The organism is Halomonas sp. GFAJ-1 (genome assembly GCF_000236625.2).
Lineage (GTDB): Bacteria > Pseudomonadota > Gammaproteobacteria > Pseudomonadales > Halomonadaceae > Vreelandella.
Genome location: NZ_AHBC01000023.1, coordinates 1 through 23,292 on the forward strand (window position 1 = coordinate 1; position 23,292 = coordinate 23,292).

Below are 23,292 nucleotides of genomic sequence, written 5' to 3' on the forward strand. Positions count from 1 at the left end.
TTCGATTTTATTTTTAGCGTCGAAGTCAACCCCTGCTGAAAGGGTCGTCTTTTTAGGCTTTATGTCTATCATAAGAACCAGGGTACCAAGCTCCATTTTATCGTTATGAAGCACTTGGTTACGCCACCATTTTTGTATCTATTAACAATCAGGGGAAAGCGGAATGTTTAATAAGAAAACACTTGCTACTGCAACACTTGCACTCACGATGAGCTTCACCGCCCAGGCTGACAACCAATTCCCTTCCGGCCCTCTTACGCTGGTGATCGGATTTGCCCCAGGGGGCAGTACCGACATACAGGCTCGCGTCTTGGCTAATGTGCTATCCGAAGAGCTTGGCCAACCGGTTAACGTGGTTAACCAACCAGGCGCTGGCGGTGCGATTTCGCTGACGCGTTTAATGCACAACCAGGATGAAGGCCATACCTTTGTCTACGCTGGCACAAATGGCACGCTCACGTTTGCCCCGCATGCCCATGACACTGACTTTACGCTCGACGACTTTCGCTACGTTGCCAGTATAACGACAGTGCAACATGCATTAGTGACGGGCAAAGATCGTCCGTTTGGTGACAGCTGGGAAGACTTGATCGAATACGCGCGGGAAAATCCAGGCACCAGCTACGCCACTCAGCACGCGCTGGACAGGCTGGTGATTGAGTACATCATGGAACAGGAAGGACTCGATCTACGCATTGTACCCACCGCTGGCGGCGGCGGCATGGCGCCGCTGATTCTGTCTGGCGACGTTGACTTTGCGTACAGTGGCGGCACCCACTCGGGCTACGCTGATAGCGGAGAAATGCCTGTTCTCTTGAGCATGGACGGTGAGCGCTTATTCGCTTACCCCGACGCCCCCACCGTTATGGAAGCTGGCTACGATATCGACACATCTGATTTTCGTGTTGTGGTCGTTCCTAAAAACACACCCGACAGCCATGTTGAACGACTAGCAGAAGCCCTTGAAGCGGCAACACAAGACGAACGCTTTATCGAAATCACCGAAGAACGGATATTGATGCCCGTGCATTTCCGCGGCGAAGAAGAAGCCACCGAGATGCTTTTCTCGCAGTCAGAAAACTACCGCGAATTGCTAGAGCGCATGGGTGGCGTACCGTCTGACGATTAACCCAACTCACTGAATATACGTTGATACAGCGCCCTCGGATATCACTATCCAGAGGGCGCTATGCCCTTGTTATGCTTATATTATGCTTATATAAAACGCTAACTACGTCTCGAACATGCAAAGAAACTATCCCGCCAGCAGGTTAGTAGGTACAATGCTCGCCCATTTTCCCTAACCGCGCCTAGGGACTCTTAAAAAATGTATCCATAGGTGCCAATCTAATCGATAGAGCTTCCCTATGAGCATTACCCCGTCAATTGATAATCTTCGCAACATTGCCATCATCGCTCACGTTGACCACGGTAAAACTACCCTGGTAGACAAACTGTTAAGCCAGTCTGGCACGCTCGACCGCAAGGCCGAAGGCCAAGAGCGCGTTATGGATTCCAATGACCAGGAAAAAGAGCGCGGCATTACCATCCTAGCCAAAAACACGGCTATTCAGTGGCAAGATGGCAACGGAAAGGATTACCACATCAATATCGTAGACACCCCTGGGCACGCCGACTTCGGTGGCGAAGTCGAGCGGGTTATGTCCATGGTGGATTCCGTTCTGCTGCTGGTCGATGCGGTTGATGGCCCCATGCCGCAAACGCGTTTTGTTACTCAAAAAGCGTTCTCCCAGGGTCTTCGTCCTATCGTGGTCGTTAATAAAATTGACCGCCCAGGCGCACGCCCTGATTGGGTTATTGACCAGATTTTCGATCTATTCGACAACCTAGGCGCAACCGACGAGCAGCTCGACTTCCCTATCATCTATTGCTCGGCACTAAACGGTATCGCCGGCATGGACCCGGAAGAGCTGGCCGACAACATGGACCCCATGTTCCAAGCAATTGTTGATATTGTTGAGCCGCCCGCAGTTGAGATCGACGGTCCCTTCCAGATGCAAATTTCCGCCCTGGATTACAACAGCTACGTAGGCGTTATCGGCCTTGGCCGCATCAAGCGTGGCTCGGTGAAGCCTAACCAGCAGATTTCAGTCATCAGCGTTGACGGCACTACGCGTAAGGGCAAAATCGGTCAGGTTATGACCCACATGGGCCTTGAGCGTGTACAAACCACCGAAGCCACCGCGGGTGATATCGTCTGCGTTACCGGCATCGAAGATCTATCAATCTCTGACACGCTGTGCGACCCGAGTGCGATTGAAGCACTGCCGCCGCTGTCCGTTGACGAACCGACCGTTTCGATGACATTCCAGGTCAACGATTCACCGTTCGCCGGTAAAGAAGGCAAGTTCGTCACCAGTCGTAATATTAAAGATCGTCTGGAACAAGAGCTTATTCACAACGTGGCGCTTCGCGTTGAGCAGGGCGAAACCCCGGAGAAATTTAAAGTTTCCGGCCGTGGTGAGCTACACCTGTCGGTACTGATTGAAACCATGCGCCGTGAAGGCTTTGAGCTAGCCGTTGGCCGCCCAGAAGTCATCATCAAAGAGATCGACGGCGTTAAGCAAGAGCCTTACGAAGAAGTCATCATCGACTGTGAAGAGCAGCACCAGGGCTCAATCATGGAAGAGCTTGGCTACCGCAAAGGCGAGATGACCAATATGAACCCGGATGGTAAAGGCCGCGTTCGTTTGGACTTCATCATTCCTGCTCGTGGCTTGATTGGCTTCCGTGGCCAGTTCCTGACGCTAACCTCAGGTACCGGCATTCTGACCAGCCGCTTTGATCATTACGGCCCGCTGAAGCCCGATGCGTCTATCGAGCGTCGCAATGGCGTCTTGGTCTCAATGGTAGGCGGCAAAGCCCTGGCGTATGCGCTTTACGCTCTGCAAGAACGCGGTAAGCTGATTATCGATCATGCCACCGAAGTGTACGAAGGCATGCTTATCGGTATTAACAACCGTGCCAACGACATGGTGGTTAACCCGACCAAGGGTAAAAAGCTCGATAACATGCGCTCAACGGGTAACGATGAAAACATCGTGCTGACGCCGCCGATCAAGTTCACCCTTGAGCAGGCCATTGAATTCCTGGATTCCGATGAGCTGGTAGAAGTCACACCGACCCACATTCGTCTGCGTAAGAAGCACTTGACGGAAAACGAGCGCAAGCGTTCTAGCAAGAAATAATCTTTAGCAAATAAGCGTTAAGAAAGCCCCCAGAAACCCGCCTTAGTGCGGGTTTCTCTTTTATAGACTATTTACCTGCCCACCTAGCTTTTCCATACCACGCCAAGTAGTTCAATTAACGCAGCCTAAACGCTAGTGGGCTGGAAAGCTTATCCGTTCTATCGCAAAGTAGCGCTAACTTCAGCACGGCCCCGGCCCGCTGGCATCTTGCAATTCATACAGGTGTTTGGTTTAAGACATCTATCCAACCACCAGCACATGGGCACACCTTCACATGAGCGGTCACAACGTCTGGACTCACAAAGGCACCTTTTTATTGGCAGCAGTTGGCTCTGCCGTCGGCCTTGGCAATCTCTGGCGGTTTCCTTACCTCACCGGTGAAAACGGCGGCGGGGCGTTTATTTTAGTTTATGCCTTAACGATTTTTGCTGTGGGCATACCCATTTTGATTGCCGAAACCATGCTCGGCCGTACCAGCCGCCAAAGCCCGATTATGGGCATGCGACACTTAACCAAAACCCATAAAACCTCACGCGCATGGGAATCCATTGGCTGGCTGGGGGCAGCATCGGCCTTTCTGATTCTAAGTTTTTATTCGGTTATTGCAGGCTGGGCACTGCACTACACTTGGCTGATGCTGACAGGCGAGCTAGTGGGGGCGGATGCACAGACCATTGGCGACGGCTTTAATGCGCTGCTGGCGTCACCCGGGTTAATGACGCTCTACCACACGCTATTTATTGCCGCCTCGGCCCTGATTGTTGCCATGGGCATCCACAAAGGCATTGAAGCGGGCCTGCGGATTATGATGCCAGCCCTGTTTGCCATTTTAATTCTGGTGCTTATCTACGGGATTATTAACGGTGATGTCGGCGCAGCAGCCAGCTTCCTGTTTACCTTCAACATCAGCGACCTAAGCCTTGAGGGCTGGCTACAGGCCATGGGCCAATCGTTCTTTACACTCAGTCTTGGTATGGGTGCCATCATGGCTTATGGCGCATACATGTCCAGCGAGGCCTCGCTAACCCGCACCGCCATTGCCGTCGCATTTGTGGATACTGCCGTGGCGATGGTGGCGGGTCTGGCGATTTTCTCGCTGGTATTTGGTGCAGGTCTTGAGACTAGCCAGGGCCCGGGGCTAATGTTTGTCACGCTACCGCTGGCCTTTGCCGATATGCCGTTTGGTGCGTTGGTGGGCGGCGTCTTCTTTATCTTGGTGCTGGGCGCTGCGATCAGCTCGTCTATCTCGCTGATTGAGCCGGTGGCAGCCTTTTTAGTCGAGCGCTTTGATATGACTCGCCCCCAAGCGGTCACGATCATGGTTATCGCGGCCTGGGCGATGGGGCTACTCACCGTGGTGAGCTTCAACGTATGGGCTGAGGGCACTATCTTCCACACCCTGTTTGGACGCAGCGCGTTTGACTTCATTGAGCTATTAACCAATATCTTTATGCCGCTGGGCGGGCTGATGATTGCGCTCTTTGCAGGCTGGGCGCTTACCCAAAGCGAAGTCATGAAAGAGCTGGGCACCAATAAAACCTGGTTCATGGTGTGGCGGTTTTTGGTGCGTTTTGTTGGCCCGGCAGCCGTCTCGTTTGTTTTTTTACGCACCATTCCTTACGTGGAAGGCTACGTCATCCCCACACTTGGGGCGCTCATCATTGTCGGTGCATTTGCGCTTAGCCAACGGCTGCGCAACTCGGCTTCCTAATACAATACGAATAACGCAGGCGGCGGCACAGTCGCCTGCAGCGCGAGGACACCATGAAACCGCTTATCGAAGTACAACATGTTAATAAAGCGTTCGGTGGGCTACAGGTCATCAACGACTGCTCAATTCGCGTCGAAAAAGGCTCAATCACTGGCATGATCGGCCCCAACGGTGCCGGGAAATCTACCCTGTTTAACTTAATTGCGGGCGCCCTCACTCCCGACAGTGGCCGTATTTTGTTAGACGGCGAGGATATAACGGCGCTAAGTGCTGACCAGCGTTTTCACAAGGGCTTACTACGCACCTTCCAGATTGCCCACGAGTTCAGCCAGATGAGTGCGCTGGAAAATCTCATGATGGTGCCGCCTAACCAGGCAGGTGAGCGCTTATTCAACACTTGGTTTAAACCTGGGCTAGTGCGCCAGCAGGAAGCTGACGTGCGCCAACGCGCCCTGGAGGTGATTGAGTTCGTCGGGTTACACCATGTGCGAAACGAGCTGGCCGGCAACCTTTCCGGCGGCCAGAAAAAGTTATTAGAGCTTGGCCGCACCATGATGACCGACGCCAAAGTGGTGCTGCTAGATGAAATTGCGGCGGGTGTGAACCGTACGCTGCTAGGCGACTTGATGGGCAACATTGAGCGGCTTAATCGCGAAATGGGCTACACCTTCCTGGTCATTGAACACGATATGGACATGATTTCCCGGCTGTGCGACCCCGTCATTGTGCTGGCCCAGGGCAGCGTCATGGTAGAAGGTCATATTGAAGAGATACAGAATAACCCTGCGGTCATCGAGGCTTATTTCGGCACCGATGCTGCTTAAATAACACGGCTAAACAGCGCGTTAAACGATAAACAAAACAACACGGTCGCCTTGGTTATCCCGTAGGCGGCACTGCTGAGACACTCTCACAGAGACGCTTTCTATGTCTTCAACGCAATCACAGCCACTGCTAGAAGCACGCGATGTGCACGGCGGCTATGGCAGTATGAATATTTTAAACGGGGTTAATATGACCCTGTACGCCGATGAAGTGGGCGTGATTGTTGGCCCTAACGGCGCTGGCAAATCGACCATGCTTAAAGCCGTATTTGGGCTGTTAAACGTTAATCAAGGCGAGATACTGCTCGACGGCCAGCCGATCCATAACCTTCCCCCTAACCAGCTGGTTGAACGCGGGATGGGCTTTGTACCCCAGGAAAAAAACGTCTTCCCCAGCCTTTCCGTTAAAGAGAACCTGGAGATGGGCGCCTACCTCAAGCCGCAAAACGTGAAGCGTATGCTAGAGCAGGTGTACGACTTCTTTCCACCACTGGTGGAAAAGCGCCACCAGCCTGCAGGCGAGCTTTCTGGTGGCCAACGCCAGATGGTGGCCATGGGCCGCGCGCTAATGGCCGAGCCCAGCCTGCTGCTGCTGGATGAGCCGACTGCCGGGCTTTCGCCGCTCTACATGAACGAAATTTTCGACCGGGTGAAAAAAATCAACGCCGCAGGCGTGGGTATTTTAATGGTCGAACAGAACGCAAAGCAGGCGTTAGCCATTGCCGACAAAGGCTTTGTGCTGGCGGCAGGCCAGAACCGCTTTACGGATACCGGGGCTGCATTGCTTGCCAACCCTGATGTTGCTAAAAGCTTTTTGGGCGGCTAGCCCGGGGGATAAACGCGTGAACGAACTGGTCTTTTTTATTAATAACGTGGTGATTGCAGGCAGTGTCACCGGCTCTATTTATGCCATTGGTGCGATTGGCGTGACGCTGATTTTCAGCATTATGCGCTTTGCCCATTTTGCTCATGCCGACATGATGACCTTTGGCGCTTTTATGGTGCTCCTGCTCACCACGGCCTTTCCTGCCGCAGGCGCCAGTATCGGCGTGCCTACGGCGCTAGTTATGTTGCCACTGGCCATGGTATTAACCGCAGCGCTGGCGGTGGGTATTGATAAGGCGTTTTACAAGCCACTGCGCGCTCACGGCGTTAAGCCCATCGTCATGGTGATTGGCTCCTTGGGCGTGACGCTGATGCTCCAGGGGCTTATTCGCCTATTTGCAGGCACCAGCGGGCAAAGCCTTTACGTGGATGATCGCAAGGAAATTTTCCGCATTGCGCTGCCCTTTGAAGGCGTACGAGCGCCGATCGTGATCACCGAACCGCAAATTTATCTGTTTGTGATTACACTGGTAGCCGTCATCGCCCTGCACCTGTTTCTTAACCGCTCGCGGCTGGGCAAAGCAATGCGCGCTATGTCTGACAACCCCGAGCTCGCCCAGGCATCAGGTATTAACACCAACACCATTGTGGCCGTCACCTGGGTAATTGCAGGGGGGCTCGCGGCCATTGCTGGCACCCTACTCTCACTGGATGTGACCTTCAAACCTGACCTTAGCTTCTTCTTGCTACTACCGATTTTCGCAGCGGCCATTGTAGGCGGCGTTGGTCACCCCTATGGCGCCATTGCCGGCGGCTTTGTGGTGGGCTTTGCTGAAACCCTGGCGGTATTTAACTGGAATGTACTGCTGCGCCCTTTCCGCGACAGCTTCCCGGCTTGGCTTGAGCTGCCTAACAATCTCGCCTTCGTGGGCACCGAGTATAAGATAGTGGTGCCATTCTTTATTCTGGTGGCCATCCTGGTGTGGCGTCCTACCGGACTGTTTAAGGGCAAGGTGATCTAATGAGCCATTCCACACAAACGCGTAACCCTGATTACACGCCCAAAGACTCCACCACTGGGCGCCGTTTTCCGCTGCGGGAGCTAATGCTGTTTGGTGCGCTATTGGTCGCTGTGCTGGCGGTATACGCCATAATGGGCGCCGCCTACAGCACGCGCATGCTGGTAGAGGCTGCCTGCTATGCCATTTTAGCTTTGGGGTTAACCATTCAATGGGGCTACGCCGGGCAGTTCAACGCAGGGGTAATGGGCTTTGTAGCGTTAGGCGGCTTCTGCGCCATGCTGTTCAGCGTGCCGGTGAATGACGCTTTCTGGGGCACCGAGCTACCCGGCGAACTGGGCCGCGTACTGCTTTACGGCATCGCGGCGACGCTGGTGGTAGTCGGCGCTACCAAGCTACACCGATTGGGCGTTCCCAAAACCTTGCGTACCATCATCGCCGTATTACTGGCAGTGGTGCTCTATTTAGTGGTCATCAGCTTACTGCGCGATGTGACCAGTCAAATTCAGTCACAAGCCGGGTTCGTGGGTGGGTTTGGCTTACCTGCCTGGACGGGCTGGATAGTCGGCGGCGCGTTAGCCGGTGGGGTTGGCTACTTTATTGGCCATGTGTGTCTTGGCCTGCGTAGCGACTACCTCGCCATCGCCACCTTGGGTATTGCCGAGATCATCAAAGCCTTTTTGAAAAACTCCGACTGGCTAACCCGCGGTACCGCCACCGTTTCCCCACTCCCCTGGCCCACCCCCGGCCCGGCTGAGCTAGGCTTCACCCTGTCGCGAGCAATCTACCTATCGGTTACGGCGGTGGTGATCGCGGTGATTTTCTTTCTGCTCCACCGCGCCTATAACGCTCCTTGGGGTCGGATGATCCGCGCTATCCGCGATAACGAAGTCTCATCAGCGGCCATGGGTAAAGATATCAATAAGCGCCGTCTGGAAATTTTCGTATTAGGCTGCATTTTGATGGGACTTGGCGGCGGCATGCTGGCTACGTTTAATAGCCTGTTCGACCCTCAAGGCTATCTGCCGCTTAACCACACCTTTTTGGTACTGGTAATGGTGATCCTGGGCGGCCCTGGCAACAATTTAGGCACCATTTTCGGCGCAGTGGCGGTCTACATTATCTGGATCATGTCGGAGCCGCTGGCATTAGCTCTAATGCAGATGGCGGTCTTTATTGGCGAAGGCTGGTTTGGCTGGGAGCCGCCGCGCGGCTTAGAAAGCCGAGCACTCCAAGCACGGGTATTTGTGATCGGCCTGCTCATTACCCTGGTGCTGCGCTTCGCCCCCAAAGGGCTGCTGCCTGAGAAAATATCGCAGCACGGTTAACGATCGCACTTACCTCTAACCAAAAAACGCCCTTAAGCTAGTGGCTTAAGGGCGTTTTGCTATTAGGGGGCAAAAAGCGCTCAGTGGCTAGAAGTCATCGCCCGCGAGCAGCAAATCGTTTTTAGGCGAATTGCCAGCAAGAGCACTACGCGAAGGCTGACCATTGTTGGGAAGCTGCCCCACTGTCGGAGTGGCATCGCCCAATACAAAGCCGCTTATCAAGGTATTAAGCTGCTCTGCCTGCTGACGCATGCGGTTGGCGGTGGCGGTACTCTCCTCAACTAACGCTGCGTTTTGCTGAGTCATGCCATCGAGCTGTACAACAGCCGTGTTTACTTCGCTCACCCCGACACTCTGCTCTTTAGAGCCAGCGCTAATATCAGCGATGACGGTAGCCACTTGATGCACGCTGCCTAAAATCTCTCGCATTGTGTTACCCGCCCGCTGCACGATTTGGCTGCCCTTTTGTGAGTGCTCAACCGAGGTGGCGATCAGCGTTTTAATTTCTTGAGCCGCCTCTGCAGAGCGCTGAGCCAGCTTTCTTACCTCTTGGGCAACAACCGCAAACCCTCGCCCATGCTCGCCCGCTCGGGCGGCCTCTACCGATGCGTTGAGCGCCAAGATATTGGTCTGAAAAGCGATCGAATCAATGAGCGTGACAATTTCACTGATTTGACCAGAGGAGGCTTTGATATCGGCCATCGTTCGCTCGACATCTTCCATCGCTGTTTGCCCCTGGGTGACAACACTAGCGCTGTCTTGCACCATTCGGTCAGCTGTTTGAGCATGCTCGGCATTATGCTCAACGGTTGACGTAATCTCTTCCATGGCCGAAGAGGTCTGCTGCAAGCTGGCTGCTGCTTGGTCGGTGCGCGTCGCTAACTCCTCACTACCCTGCGCGATATTATCTGCCGCTTGATAAACCGTTAAGGCGCTGTGCCTAACATCGCTAAGCATGGACTGTATGTGCGCTAAAAAACGGTTGAAATCCTCTGCCAGCACACCTACTTCATCACGGCTGGTGACCTGTAGGCGCTGGGTAAGATCGCCACGACCAGAAGCCACCTCAGCAGCGACTGCCTGGATGTGATGAGAAGTGTGGCGGATCCGTTTAACCGTGCGCCGCGCTAACCAGATCGCCAATGCCGTTATGGCAAGATTAATGACCGTGGCAATAATCCAAAGGCGAATAAAGGCCATTTTCAGATCAGCCATCGCCGCAGCTTCAACCGCCGCCATCGTCGTATCAATATCCGTCACATAAACACCAGCACCGACCACCCAACCCCATCCATCGATGGCCTCGGCATAGGAGTATTTTGGCTCGGCATTGCCTGTCACCGGGTGCGGCCAATCGTACTGGTAGAAACCACCCCCTTGCTGCGCCAGCACCGCCATATCACGAATCATTTCGCGCCCGCTTGCATCCCGCGCATCCAGCATATTCGTGCCGACGCTTTCAGGCAGTGCCGGCTGCACCAGCATCGTGCCATCCATCTCATAGGCAAACACATAGTTGTCATTTTCAAAGCGCATGCTGCTAAGAAGCTGGACAGCCTGCGCTTGAGCGCGCTGGGTATTGCTTACCGTTGCCTGAATCTCTCGGATCATTGAGCTTGCCAACTCAACGCTACTGCGAACGCCCTGCTCCCTAGCTTCAACTAGCAAGGTACGCTGCTGCTCAACCTGCACCTGATTGTTGCGGTAACGATCAACCCCCTCTAATACCAACAGGCAGCCAGAAGAGAGCACCAGCGGCATGAGTACGAGCAGCATGATTTTGAACTGTAGGCTACCTTCCATACAGTGAAATAGGCGGGTCAGTGGGCCCCGTGTTGTCTTCATTTTTATTTTTCCCCGATCAAGATCGTCCGTGTTGTTGGGACAACGCTCTGTTTGAAGCGCGAGAGTAGCGCGCCTGACAAGAGCAACAGGTGATCTTCATCAAGTCTGTGCGACATAAGCACACACCCAGTAAACGGGCTGACATTGGCAGTAAAAGACAGACAGTAAAAGATAGGCAATAAAAAGCCCTTAACGCCTTACGGCGTTAAGGGCTCAGAAAACAACTCGTTAGTAGTTAGAGCTCAACCAAGCCCTTGCTGGTAAATGAGCCGTTCTCTACGACCATTTCAACCACAACGCCGGGCACATCACCGTTCTCGTCAAACTCGTGGGAGCCAGAGGCGCCTTCGTAATTGATTTCGGTACCTGCGGCAATCAGCTCCACCGCTTTTTCCCACTCTCCCGGTAAAATAATTTCACCCGGTGCGCTGGAGACGCTGCGCAACGCTTCGCTTAACCCTTCGCGCTCTGCGCTACCGTTTTGCTCAATGGCCAGCGCCACCAGGAAGGCAGCATCATATGCCTGGGCGGCAAACACTGCGCTGGGGTCGATACCGGCGGCTTCAGCCGCTTCATTGAAAATCTCGGTACCTGGCAAGTCGGGGCTGCCGGGGCGGGTAGCGATCATGCCGTCCAGCACGTCAGCGCCAATGGCGTTGATAAGGCTATCACCCACCATGCCGTCGGCACCCACGTACTGGGTAAACATACCGCTTTCATAGGCCTGACGCAGCACGGTTTGGCCAGAAGTATCCGCGTAAGCCAGCACGACGAGAGTATCAGCACCGCTAACGGAGAGTGACCCTAGTTCAGAGCGGTAGTCCGCACGGTTATCTTCGTGGGCGAGATTGTCAGCGATCTCACCGCCGCCCTCTTCAAACGCAGCGCTAAACGCATCCGACAGGCCGCGGCCATAGTCGTTGTTAACGTAGGTGACGGCGACGAAGTCGATGCCTTTATCAAGCAGCAGCTTGGCCAGCATTTCGCCCTGGAAAGCGTCTGAAGGTACGGTACGGAAAACCAGGTCATTGTCATCCAGCTCAGAGACCGCTGGCGCAGTAGACGCCGGTGATACCATCAACACGCCGCCAGGAATTGCCGCGTTATTAGCCGCTGCAATAGTGGCGCCAGTGCAAAGTGCACCTACAATCGCCGTGACCTGCTCGGAGTTCACCATGCGATCGGCGGCGTTAGAGGCCGCCGAAGCATCGGAGCAGGTGGTATCTCCTGATGGCATCACCAGCGTTTGGCCGCCTAAAATACCGCCCTGCTCGTTCACCTGCGCCACCGCAAGCTGAGCACCTTCAAAAATCGGTGGCGTCAGGCTCTCAATACCGCCAGTAAAGCCGCCCAAGAAGCCAACTTTGACTTCCGCCTGGGCCATGCCCGTTAAGGCCAGTGATGAGGCCGCCACGGCGGTGGCTAATGCGCGCTTATTAATCATATTATTGGTCGCTCCCAGTATGTTAAGTGCCCCAACCGTCCAGCGTGGGACTCCTCTTAATCTGGAACCGCAACGCAAAAAACACAAGCAACGGTTTCTAACGCTAATTTACAATTTACTTAAAGCTGACGCCTGGGAAGCGCGTTTGCCTTGCCACGTATCCCGTGCCTCCACTGATCAAGACGAACCCACGCATAGGAGCACCCCGCCATCAAGACAGCCCCCATCGCCACCAGTAGCTAACAGCAGCAGGGGTAACAGCGCCCAGTGTTAGTCATCGTCATGGTCAGCAAGCCGCTGCGCCTGCTGCTTACGCAGGCGATTTCGGCGGTAAAGCCTTACCAGCGCAATAGCCAGCGCGGCGGCCACCATAATGGCAAGCACAACACCCTGCCAGGGGCGGGCGGCATCGCCCATCACCGTTTCCAAGGTAATAATCAGCATTAATCCCAGCGCTTGCGACCCAATGGCCAGCGCCCGCAGCATGTCAAAGGCGGGTTGCGACATAGACATCTCCGTCATGTTTAACGTACGTAATGTGGTTGACCAGTGTACCTGTTTAACGGGATAACCCTGAACGCGACAGGTCGCTACTGCCACCAGCCAAACCCTAATACCGGCATTGCAAGCGCAAATACCGCTACACAGATAACCCCAACGGCAACCAAGCTCATCACTACCCCGGCACGCAGCATATCAATCACTTGCACTTTACCACTGCCGAACACAACGGCATTGGGCGGCGTAGCGACCGGCAACATAAAGGCACAAGAGGCGGCCATGGCAACCGGTACGGTAAGGAGGAGTGGGCTTTGCTCCATACTCACCGTCAGCGCGGCTGCTAGCGGTATAATAGCAGCCGCGGTGGCGGTATTACTGGTCACGTGGCTCATCAGCATAACGGTGACGACCACCATGAAAATCATCGCCCAAATAGGCCAGCCTGCAAACATGGCCATCATGTTAGCCACCTCCTCGGCTAACCCTGAGCTTTCGATGGCGCTGCCTAGACTAAGCCCACCGCCCACCAGCAGTAACACGCTCCAGGGGAGGTTCTGCGCGCTTTTCCAGTCGAGTAAAAATTGGCGCTGTCTCCAGCGGGCCGGAATCACAAACAGCAGTAACGCGCCCATCACGGCAATACCGCCATCGCTGAGCGGCAAGCCGGTCAAGTTTTCCAGCACCGGACGCCCCATCCACGCCAACGCTACCAATGCAAATACGGCGGCAACGCGTTGCTCAGGACGGGTCATCCGGCCTAGGTCTTCTGACTGCTGCGACAGCACTGTAGCGATCCCCTCTAGCGGTGAACGCGGCACAGGATAAACCCAGCGTGTGAGCAGCCACCAGCCAGCCAGCAATAGCAGCGCCGCAGGCGGCACTCCGACGAGCATCCACTGGGCAAAGCCGATCTCGATGTCGTAGTTATCTGCCATAAAGCCCGCTAGTAACGCGTTAGGCGGCGTACCAATCAGTGTCCCCATTCCACCAATATTGGCTGCCAAGGCAATACCCAACAGCAAACAAAGCTCCATGGGGCGCTGATCCAAAGCGCTGCCTTTGCGTTCAAGCAGCGTAAGAACCGACAATCCAATCGGCACCATCAGCGCCGCTGTCGCGGTATTGCTTACCCACATGCTAAGGAGCGCTGTTGCCCCCATAAATCCGGCGACTAGATGGTCCGGGCGCTTGCCTGCCACGGTCAACACGCCCAAGGCAATCCGTCGATGAAGGTTCCAGCGCTGTATCGCCTCCGCCAGCATAAAGCCGCCCAAAAAGAGAAATATCAGCGGGTTTGCGTAGGGGGCAGCCGCTGCATTCACATCGACCACGCCCAGCAGCGGTAATAGCGCTATGGGCAACAACGCGGTCACCGGCATCGGCACTGGCTCCAGAATCCACCATACCGCCATCCACGCCGTAAGGGCGACGACACGCCATGCAGCGACTGGCATGCCGTCGGGCGCGCCCAACACCAGCAATATCACCGCTAACAGGGGGCCGCCCAGCAACCCTACGGTGATTTTGCGTCGCTGCCAGCGTAGGGCGTTAGTCGGCGCGTCCATGGTCGTTACCTCCTTAATAAAACGGCTCGCGTGAGCGTTTTTAACTCATCTCTATCGGCAAACCAAACCTCGGCAAACCACTGTACCTGCTGTTGTCGCAAGCGATTACGCCAGCCAAGTCTTGCTAGCGAAATGCCATGGTCTCAAATGGAATAATCAGCATTAAATATGGCGCTTACGGCCCGCTGGCCAACGCCCGAAGCATGTTAAAGGCGGATTGCGGCATAGACATCTCCGTAATGTTTAACGTGCATGGTATGGTTCACCAGTCTACCTGCTTAATGGGAAAACCATGAACGCGATTGCCCTCGGCCCACTCCTCATCTCACTGCCGCGGCTATATGCCATTGGCTGCGCGCTGCTGCTGCTGTTGGCCAGCCGCTATTTACTGGGCGTATCGGCGCGCCAGCACGGCCGCTGGTTCAATGGGCTGATGCTAGTGTGGCTAGTGGGCGCGCGGGCGGCCTACGTCGCGCTTAACTGGGAAAGTTTCAGCGCCGTGCCGCTAGACGCCTTAAAGCTGTGGCAACCCGGCTATCACGGTTTGGGCGGGTTACTCGCGGGATTACTCTGGACGGCCTGGTCGCTGCGCGCACACCTGCTGTCAATGATAGGCGCCCTAGCGATGCTCGTCGGCGCTTCTAGCCTGTGGCTTGTGGTGGTAACACTCGCCCCCCTTGGCAATCAGTTTGCCGTTGAGGCGCTGCCGGATGTCACCCTAGAAGATGTCGACGGCAATCCGGTGCATTTGCCATCGCTGACTGAAAGCGGCGACCTGATTATCGTCAACCTATGGGCCACCTGGTGCCCACCCTGCCTGCGGGAAATGCCGCTTTTGGAAGAAGCCGCCCAACGTGACGACGTCAGCGTTGTTATTGCGAACCAGGGCGAAGATTTGCTACCGATCGTGCGCTACCTGGATGAGCAGGGGCTAATATTTCGCTACGCGCTGCGCGACCCAAGCCAAACCTTAATGGCGCAGTTCCAGGCGCCTGGCTTACCCACCACGGTGTTGTTTGATCGACAGGGCAACACGCTGGATGTCCATGTGGGCGAACTCACGCGTACGCAATTAGCCCGCTGGTTGGAAGATTGACGCCAATAGACCTTAATCCCCCCGCTGCTTTGCGTTAGAATCCCCCGCCCTGTGTTGCCACCGGTGAATCTTCCCGGTGGCATGCGCCCCCGTTTTGAAGACTTCCCTGAGGCATCATGAGCGATTTTTCTCCCGGCCAGCGCTGGATTAGTGACGGCGAGGCTGAGCTTGGACTCGGCACCGTGCTTAACTGCGACGCCCGTAGCGTTACCATTTTGTTCAGTGCCAGCCAGGAAACCCGTACCTACAACACACGTCAAGCACCGTTAACCCGCGTGATGTTCGGCAGCGGCGACCGCGTGCTCTCCGCCGATGGCTGGCAGATGCTGGTGGATGACAGCAAAGAGTCTGGCGGTTTAATCACTTATATTGGCGAAGACAGCGAAGGTAACCCGCGTGAACTGCCGGAAGCTAAGCTGGCCGATACCATGCAGTTCGATCAAGCCCGGGACCGTTTATTGACCGGCCAAGTAGACCGCAACGACTGGTTCGATCTGCGCTTTCGTACCTTGCACCACTACCAGCGCATCGAACAGCACAGCGCCCTTGGCTTTGCCGGGCCACGTATCGACTTGATTCCTCACCAGCTCTATATCGCTGATGAAGTCGCTGGCCGCCACGCGCCTCGGGTACTGTTGGCCGATGAAGTCGGGCTGGGTAAAACCATCGAAGCTGGCCTGATTCTGCACCGCCTGCTGCTCACTGGCCGCATAGAACGGGCGCTGATTCTGGTGCCAGATAGCCTCACTCACCAATGGCTGGTCGAGCTTTTACGCCGCTTTTCGCTCAACGTCAGCCTGCTGGACGAGCATCAAAGCCAAGCCCACGGTAGCGCTAATCCGTTTGAGAGCGCCCAGATCGTGCTGGCTAGCCAAGGCTGGCTGTTTGCCAACATTCACCGCCAGGACCAGGCGCTGGCCAGCCGCTTTGACCTGCTGATTGTGGATGAAGCGCACCATCTGGACTGGAGCAGCGAGGGAAGCGGCCCGGGTTATCAGTGCGTTGAACAGCTCGCCGCCGAGATTCCCGGCCTGCTACTGCTCACCGCCACGCCAGAACAGATGGGCGTTGAGAGCCACTTTGCCCGCCTGCGTTTGCTGGATGCCGAGCGCTACCACGATATCGAGCGCTTCAAAGACGAAGAGCGTCACTACATTGGCGTGGCCAGCGCCATTGATGCTCTGGATGAGTTGCCCAGCGCCACGCAAGCGCGCAGCCGCGTAGAAGCCGTCGCGGATGACCGCGACAGCCAAGCCCTGCTAGCGACCCTATGTAACCCAGAAGCCAGTGCCGAGCAGCAGGATGCCGCCCGCGCCCAGCTGCGCGACGCGCTGCTTGACCGCCACGGCACGGGCCGGGTGATGTTCCGCAACAGCCGTCGTCATGTGGGAGGCTTCCCCGAACGCCGCATGCACCTTGAAGCGCTTGAGCTGCCCTCCGCCTATCGACGGGTAGTGCGCCGCCTTGAGCGCGATGAGGATTATCTGGATGAACTGCTGATCGAAACCGGCATGGATCATCCCGATGTGCTGATCTACCCAGACGCCATGTACCGGGAATTAAGCAACGACCCGCTAAACAGCGAGCCCTGGTGGCACATTGATCCACGCGTCAATTGGCTGCTTGAGAAGCTCAGCGACGATAGCGAAACGGGCTTTGCCAACGACAAAGTACTGGTGATTGCCCACCACCGCGAAACGGCAGAAGGGCTTGCCGAGGCGCTGCGCGTACTCGGTGGCTACCAGGCCCCCGTCTTCCACGAAGGCTTATCGCTGGTGGAGCGCGACCGTGCCGCAGCAGCATTTGCCGATGAAGAGGAGGGCTGCCAAGTGCTGGTGTGCTCGGAGATTGGCTCCGAAGGGCGCAATTTCCAGTTCTGCCGCCACTTGGTAATGTTTGATATGCCCCAGCACCCCGACCAGCTGGAGCAGCGCATTGGCCGTCTCGACCGTATTGGCCAGCGCCACGCTATCGAACTTCACGCGCCGACCTTTACTGGCAGCCCCGGCGAGCGGCTGCTGCGCTGGTATCACGAAGGTATGGACGCGTTCAGCGCGCCCCACGGTATCGGTAGCGAGCTCTTCGATGCGTTTGGCGATGCCCTTGCCGACGCCCTGCTTGACGATGAAATGCTCGATGAAATCATCGAAGAGACGCGGCAAATGTTCACCGCCAAACTGGCCGAACGTGACGCCGGTCGCAACCGTCTGCTGGAGCTAAATGCCTGTCGCCCTGCTCGCGCCAAGCAGGTGAGTGACGCAGTGCGCGAGCTTGATGAAGACCCTGCACTGCCCAAGTTTGTGGAACGGGCGCTGGATATTTTTGGCGTCGACAGCCAAGAGATTGGCAACGGTCTGCTCTACCTCCAGCCAAGCCAACACATGCTCGATGGCCTGCCCGGGCTAGTGAAAGGCGAAGAGGGCTTCTCGGCGACCTACAGCCGCGCCCTGGCACTGGCCCGAGACGACGTACAGCGGCTCTCCTGGGAGCACCCACTACTGCGCGAAATGATGGAGCGCATATTAGATGGCACCATGGGCAATACCGCGCTGGCGCTGCTGCGCCATCCGGCGATCCCCAGCGGTCGACTAATGGCCGAGCTGGTGTTCCGCACCCACTGTCCGGCGCCAAAATCGCTGCACCTTAACCGCTTCTTACCGCCGACGGCGATTCGCGTGCTGCTGGATGAGTCAGGCGCCAATCTAACCAGCAAAATTTCCTTCACGGGCCTTGGCAAGAACCTGCAGAAGGTTAATAAATCGCTGGCGCGGGACCTGATCAAGAGCCGCCATGATCAGCTGCGCGACCTGTTGATTCAGGGTGAGGGCGAAGCCGAACGTGAGCTGCCTAGCATTATAGAAGCGGCCGAAATCCGCATGCGCGCCCAGCTGGACAGTGAGCTTGCCCGCTTGACCGCCTTGGCGGAGCACAACCCAGCGGTGCGCACCGAGGAGCTTGAGGCGTTGAAACAGGAGCGCCAGGCATTGAGCGATGCGATTGAGAACACTCGCTTACGGCTGGACTCCGTGCGGGTTGTCATCACCGTTGACCCCAATGCCTAACGTCTCCTAAAACAGCCTGCGATTAGAAGATGGCGGCTAACGCTTTGTCGAGAGTCGGATACTGGAAGGTAAAACCGGCCTCGACAAGGCGCGAGGGACGCATATCTGCACCGGTGAGCAGCAGCTGCGACATCTCACCAAAACCTGCTTTAAGCACAAAGGCAGGCACCGGAAAAATGGCGGGGCGATGCAGCTGCTTAGCCAGCGTTTGGGTAAACGCCGCATTCGTCACCGGGTGCGGTGCGCTACCGTTGAAGGCCCCAGAGAGCGCCGACTCATTCAGCAGGAAGATAATCGCCGCGACCAAGTCATCGCGGTGAATCCACGGCATAAACTGCTTGCCATCACCAAAGCGGCCCCCCAACCCCAGCTTAAACGGGGGCACCATTTTCTGAAGCGTGCCGCCGCCAGCATCCAGCACCAGGCCAATGCGCAGTAGCGCTAAGCGAACGCCAAGCGCCTCCACGGGCTTCGCCGCCGCTTCCCACTGCTCGCAAAGCCGATGGGCAAACTCGTCATTTGGCGGCGTTGCTTCATCCACCACCTTACTACCCTGGTCACCGTAATAGCCCATCGCCGAGCCGCTCACCATCACCTTGGGCAGTGGCTGGCCGTTGGCTTGCAACTGCTCGCAGAGCATCACCAATTGCGCTGTACTCTCCACCCGCGAACGAATCAACTCGTTTTTTTGACTGTCGCTCCAACGTTTGGCAGCAATCGACTCACCCGCTAGGTTGACCAGCGCATCCGGTGGCGTATCCACAAACGCCTGAGCGCTATCGCGGATATCGCAGGTCGCCGGCAGCCGGTCCCGCACGTTATGAGGCGCGCGGGATACCACTTGAACGTCGTGGCCTACCGCTACAAGCTGCTCGGATAGTCGTTGACCAACAAAGCCGCTGCCTCCAGTTATTAGTACCCGCATCGTGTCGCTCCTGTGGATGAAAGGAAGTAGGCGCCGCCTGGCGTAACACTGGTTAAGCGCACAAACTTATTGTACGATATTTATACACAAGTGCTACAATCAAATACTTAAAAGATTTTCAGCGTTCAGCAGGCGTTAGCTTCTTACTCTTTATCGCTTTATTCATTTTTAGCGCTGCGAGGTTTTATGGCTGCATCACCGTCGCTTCTTACTCTTTCGGCGCCTTGCGCTGTGGCCGTTATTGGCGCAGGCGTATCGGGACTTGTCTGCGCCCATGAACTGGCAAAAAAGGGCCTTAGCGTCTCACTATTTGATAAGGCGCGCGGCCCCGGCGGCCGTATGTCTAGCAAGCGACGGCCTCAGGCAACGCTCGATTTGGGTGCCCAAGCTTTTACCGTTCGTGACCCGCGTTTTGCGCAAGCGGTAAAAGAGTGGCAGCTTGCTGGCTGCGCAGCGCTTTGGCCTGCCAACCGTTATCAGGCTAGCTCAAGCGGTTGGCAAACGCATAACGATGATCAGCTGCGCTACGCCGGGGCTCCTCGGATGAGTGCCATTACCCGCCATATGGCGGAAGCACTCTCTTCACTGCCCAACACCACGCTGGCCTTTGAAACCCCAATTGCAGCCTTTGAAAAAACATCGGACGGCTGGCAGCTCATCGATCAGCACGGCGCCACCTACGGCCCGTTCGCGGCAGTGATCATCAGCGCACCACCGCCCCAGGCTTATGCGCTCGTCGCCGACTGGGACGACGCCCTGGCAGCGGCCTGCAAAGACAAACCACAGCGCGGCTGCTGGGCAGGCTGGGCCATTTTCGCCTCTCCCCTCCCGCCTATTGAAGGTGTCGTACCTAATTGGCACACCGTAGAGACAGGCCATGAAGCGCTGCGCTTGGCGACACGCAATAGCAGCAAACCTGGCCGTGAACAGCAGCCAGAGAGCATAAGCCTGCTGGCGCAAGTGGCGTGGAGCGATACAAATATTGAATTGGCAAGTGATGTCGCGGCCCAGCAACTGCTCTCGGCTTTTACGGCGCTCTTTCCAAATGGCACGGCGTTGCCTGAACTGATTGACTTAGGCGCCCACCGCTGGCGGTATGCCCAGCCCGCAGAGGCTGGCCAGCAATCATACCTATACAGCGAGCAGGGCTTAGCGCTCTGCGGCGACAGCTTTCGCGGCAGCCGTGTAGAGGGTGCTTGGCTTTCTGGTTTTGAGTTAGCCCACGCACTATTAGCCCGGTCGGTTCAATAGTGCAAGGCCAGCATACTCATCAGTAAGCACAGCAAAGGTTGTACCTACTAGCTACAAGTTGTACAAAGGGGCCTATAATAGCGTGCAACTATTTAATCGATTACTCGCTATCCGATTTTGTGACAAGACGCTCTATCCGCGTTATGACCTTGTTACGGCAATTATAGACAGACCCCTGCGGCACCGGCTGCAGGCAACCAAGAGGCAATGGCGCCCATGAGCAACAAGGCGACCCACCCACCCGATACCCCTCTCTATCCGATACGGGAAGTTTCCCGTTTAACGGGTGTGAACTCGGTCACCCTTCGTGCCTGGGAGCGACGCTATGGTTTAATTCGACCGCAACGCACCCCCAAAGGCCATCGGCTTTATGCCCAAGACGATATAACCCGTATCGAGCGCATTCTGCAGTGGCTCAACCGTGGGGTACCCGTCAGCCAGGTCGTGGATTTGCTTGACCAGCCGGAAGCGGTGGAAACGCCCGCCCCAGCAGCAGGCGACTGGACCAGCCAGCGTCAACAGCTCCAGTCAGTCATTGAAGCGGTTGACTTGCCCAAGCTAGAAGCGCTGTATTACCAAAGCTTGGCACTCTACCCGCTTAGCGTGGCCATTAATGAGCTATGGCAGCCGGTTATTCTGTCCTTGGAAGCAAAATGGGCATCACAACCCGATGATCTTGTGCGCCGCACCTTTGAAGCCTTTTTACGCAGCCAGGTCGGTATTCGGCTCCACTATGCCAACCAGGCTACTCGCGGGCCGCTGATTCTGCTCAGTGCTATGCCTGACGATCCAGGCCCGCTGTGGGTATTAATGTGCGCGCTGATGGCCAGCGAACAGGGCTACCGCGTACAGCTGCTCGATCACTCTCTGGCGCTGGCCGACCTTCCCCAAGCGGTGGCTCGGCTTCACTCCTCCGTGGTGCTGCTCTCCAGCGGCCAGCGGGAAAGCGATGACTATATTCGCCAGGCGCTGCCACAGGCGGCTCAATCATTGAATGTGCCCATTGGCGTATGCGGTGAAGTAGCGAGGTTAAGGGAGGGTGAATTAAACGACGGCCCTGTTCACATGCTAGGGGATGATCTACCCCAAGCGATCGCACGGCTGCGCCCGCTGCTGCGTGAATCTGGCATTCTTTAAGTGGCGGTGTTAAGTCGCTGAAGTATTTGTAACGTCGCATTAATAATATGGCCGCTTACCCGATAGGGCAGCGGCCAATTTTTTAGCGCAATTTTGAGCCCTTTGCAGGAGCCGCTATGAACGTACAGCTAGTATGGTTGCGCAGCGATCTGCGTATTCACGACAACTCAGCGCTCGCGGCTGCCGCGGCCAAGGGGCCGGTTGTCGCCATTTTTTTGCGCAGCGTTAAGCAGTGGCAATCCCACGGCCATGGCGCTAATAAAATCGACTTCTGGGCGCGCGGCGTGGCGGCTATCAAAGAGTCGCTTAACGGGCTTAATATTCCCTTACTGCACCGCGATATTGACGCGTACGAAGAGGCACCACAGGTATTGCTGGATATTGCTCGCGAGCATAACGTAGAGCAGCTCCACTTCAACATTGAGTACCCGTTGAACGAGCAGCATCGCGATCGGGCCGTTAGAGAGGCCTTCAAGCAGCACGGAATTAACGTTCAAGCGCACCACGACGGGATTGCCTTCGCCCCCGGCAGCCTATTAACCGGCAAAGGCGATTATTACGGCGTTTTCACCCCATTTTCCAAAGCTTGGCACAAGCAGATTACCGCCGAGCAGCTAGCGCTCCGCGACACCCCTAACGTGCAGACGCCATTAGCCATCGAAAGCGACCCGCTACCCGAGCGACCAACGCTTGATGACGAACCAGTGGATGCGCGCTTGTGGCCAGCTGGCGAAAGCGCCGCCAGCGATAACCTAGAGCGCTTTTTACGTTTTCGTGGCCGTCACTATAAGGCCCAGCGCGACCTGCCCAAGGTACACGGCACCAGCGAGCTTTCACCCTACCTAGCGCTGGGAATGCTCTCCTATCGTCAATGCTTACAAGCGGTAATGAGCGAAAACGGCGGCCATTTAGCCGATGGCGATGCGGGCCTAACCACCTGGGTGAGTGAACTTATTTGGCGGGAGTTCTATCAGCACGTGGCGGTGGGGTTTCCTCAAGTGTGCCGCTATCAGCCGTTCCAAGCGCATACCCAGCAGCTACAGTGGCGTGATGACGACGAGGACTTTAAGGCGTGGTGCGAAGGGCGTACCGGCTACCCGCTGGTAGATGCCGCTATGCGCCAGCTAGTGGCAACCGGCTGGATGCATAATCGGCTAAGGATGGTCACCGCAATGTTCTTGAGCAAGCATTTGCTGATCGACTGGCGCCGTGGTGAAGCATTTTTTATGCGCCATTTAGTCGATGGTGAGTTCTGCGCCAATAACGGCGGCTGGCAGTGGGCGGCCTCTACTGGTACCGATGCAGCGCCTTATTTCCGCATTTTTAACCCCACTACACAGTCAACCCGCTTTGACGCAGAGGGGGAGTTTATCGCCCACTGGCTACCAGCGCTGGAAAGCTTGCCAGCGAAAGCGCGCCACGCTCCACCACGCGATATGCTTACTCAGCTGGACTACCCAGCGCCTATCGTTGACCACAAAGCCGCCCGTCAGCGTGCGCTGGACGCTTTTAAAGCGCTCTCTAAATAGCGGCTGAACCTCTGTGCCACA

General features: G+C 56.1%; 17 protein-coding genes. 12 read left to right on the plus strand and 5 right to left on the minus strand.

Translation table 11 applies throughout. The features are described from left to right. Positions 1-163: 163 nt before the first annotated feature. The 7 genes from MOY_RS06080 (at position 164) to MOY_RS06110 (ending at position 8,916) form a co-directional block, all read left to right on the plus strand. Positions 164-1,129: a tripartite tricarboxylate transporter substrate binding protein gene (locus tag MOY_RS06080; protein WP_009097651.1), complete on the plus strand. Its 966-nt coding sequence runs from the start codon at positions 164-166 to the stop codon at positions 1,127-1,129. A 238-nt stretch (positions 1,130-1,367) separates the two neighbouring features. Further along, the gene (gene typA, locus MOY_RS06085; RefSeq protein WP_009097652.1) at positions 1,368-3,209 is read left to right on the plus strand and encodes a translational GTPase TypA; all 1,842 of its coding nucleotides are present in this window, start codon (positions 1,368-1,370) and stop codon (positions 3,207-3,209) included. Positions 3,210-3,483: 274 nt separating this feature from the next. Further along, positions 3,484-4,920 (plus strand): sodium-dependent transporter, encoded by a 1,437-nt coding sequence (locus tag MOY_RS06090; RefSeq protein WP_009097653.1) that lies wholly within the window; start codon positions 3,484-3,486, stop codon positions 4,918-4,920. A 53-nt stretch (positions 4,921-4,973) separates the two neighbouring features. Then, positions 4,974-5,744: an ABC transporter ATP-binding protein gene (locus MOY_RS06095; RefSeq protein WP_009097654.1), complete on the plus strand. Its 771-nt coding sequence runs from the start codon at positions 4,974-4,976 to the stop codon at positions 5,742-5,744. A 103-nt stretch (positions 5,745-5,847) separates the two neighbouring features. Then, positions 5,848-6,570 carry an ABC transporter ATP-binding protein gene (locus tag MOY_RS06100; RefSeq protein ID WP_009097655.1) on the plus strand — a complete coding sequence of 241 codons (723 nt, stop codon included), beginning with the start codon at positions 5,848-5,850 and terminating at the stop codon, positions 6,568-6,570. Positions 6,571-6,586: 16 nt separating this feature from the next. Continuing rightward, positions 6,587-7,591: a branched-chain amino acid ABC transporter permease gene (locus tag MOY_RS06105; RefSeq protein ID WP_009097656.1), complete on the plus strand. Its 1,005-nt coding sequence runs from the start codon at positions 6,587-6,589 to the stop codon at positions 7,589-7,591. Then, positions 7,591-8,916: a branched-chain amino acid ABC transporter permease gene (locus tag MOY_RS06110; RefSeq protein WP_009097661.1), complete on the plus strand. Its 1,326-nt coding sequence runs from the start codon at positions 7,591-7,593 to the stop codon at positions 8,914-8,916. The genes MOY_RS06105 and MOY_RS06110 overlap by 1 nt, the downstream gene beginning before the upstream one ends. Positions 8,917-9,003: 87 nt before the next feature. Here the strand turns inward: MOY_RS06110 and MOY_RS06115 are convergent, their stop codons facing one another. The 4 genes from MOY_RS06115 to MOY_RS06130 form a co-directional block, all read right to left on the minus strand. Then, on the minus strand, positions 9,004-10,761 hold the full coding sequence (locus MOY_RS06115) for a methyl-accepting chemotaxis protein (protein WP_009097663.1): 1,758 nt from the start codon (positions 10,759-10,761) through the stop codon (positions 9,004-9,006). Positions 10,762-10,996: 235 nt separating this feature from the next. Continuing rightward, on the minus strand, positions 10,997-12,205 hold the full coding sequence (locus MOY_RS06120) for an ABC transporter substrate-binding protein (protein WP_009097665.1): 1,209 nt from the start codon (positions 12,203-12,205) through the stop codon (positions 10,997-10,999). Between the two features lie 270 nt (positions 12,206-12,475). After that, on the minus strand, positions 12,476-12,712 hold the full coding sequence (locus MOY_RS06125; RefSeq protein WP_009097669.1) for a hypothetical protein: 237 nt from the start codon (positions 12,710-12,712) through the stop codon (positions 12,476-12,478). 83 nt (positions 12,713-12,795) lie between these two features. Then, positions 12,796-14,271, minus strand: coding sequence for an SLC13 family permease (locus MOY_RS06130; protein WP_009097671.1), 1,476 nt, complete (start codon positions 14,269-14,271; stop codon positions 12,796-12,798). A gap of 292 nt (positions 14,272-14,563) precedes the next feature. Between MOY_RS06130 and MOY_RS06135 the strand changes: the two genes are divergently transcribed. Both MOY_RS06135 and rapA read left to right on the plus strand, forming a co-directional pair. Next, complete coding sequence (locus MOY_RS06135; protein WP_009097676.1) at positions 14,564-15,367, plus strand: TlpA family protein disulfide reductase; 804 nt, start codon at positions 14,564-14,566, stop codon at positions 15,365-15,367. Between the two features lie 116 nt (positions 15,368-15,483). After that, positions 15,484-18,429: an RNA polymerase-associated protein RapA gene (gene rapA, locus MOY_RS06140; protein ID WP_009097677.1), complete on the plus strand. Its 2,946-nt coding sequence runs from the start codon at positions 15,484-15,486 to the stop codon at positions 18,427-18,429. A gap of 22 nt (positions 18,430-18,451) precedes the next feature. Here rapA and MOY_RS06145 read toward each other — a convergent pair whose 3' ends face one another. After that, entirely contained in the window at positions 18,452-19,354 is a 903-nt protein-coding gene (locus MOY_RS06145; protein WP_009097679.1) for a TIGR01777 family oxidoreductase, read from the minus strand. A 186-nt stretch (positions 19,355-19,540) separates the two neighbouring features. On the opposite strand from MOY_RS06145, the gene MOY_RS06150 reads away from it, so the two are divergent. The 3 genes from MOY_RS06150 to phrB all read left to right on the plus strand — a co-directional run bounded on the left by MOY_RS06150 (position 19,541) and on the right by phrB (position 23,271). Next, on the plus strand, positions 19,541-20,605 hold the full coding sequence (locus MOY_RS06150; RefSeq protein WP_050949555.1) for an NAD(P)/FAD-dependent oxidoreductase: 1,065 nt from the start codon (positions 19,541-19,543) through the stop codon (positions 20,603-20,605). Positions 20,606-20,821: 216 nt separating this feature from the next. Next, positions 20,822-21,742: a MerR family transcriptional regulator gene (locus tag MOY_RS06155; protein ID WP_009097683.1), complete on the plus strand. Its 921-nt coding sequence runs from the start codon at positions 20,822-20,824 to the stop codon at positions 21,740-21,742. 116 nt (positions 21,743-21,858) lie between these two features. Next, complete coding sequence (gene phrB / locus MOY_RS06160) at positions 21,859-23,271, plus strand: deoxyribodipyrimidine photo-lyase (RefSeq protein WP_009097685.1); 1,413 nt, start codon at positions 21,859-21,861, stop codon at positions 23,269-23,271. Positions 23,272-23,292: the final 21 nt, after the last annotated feature.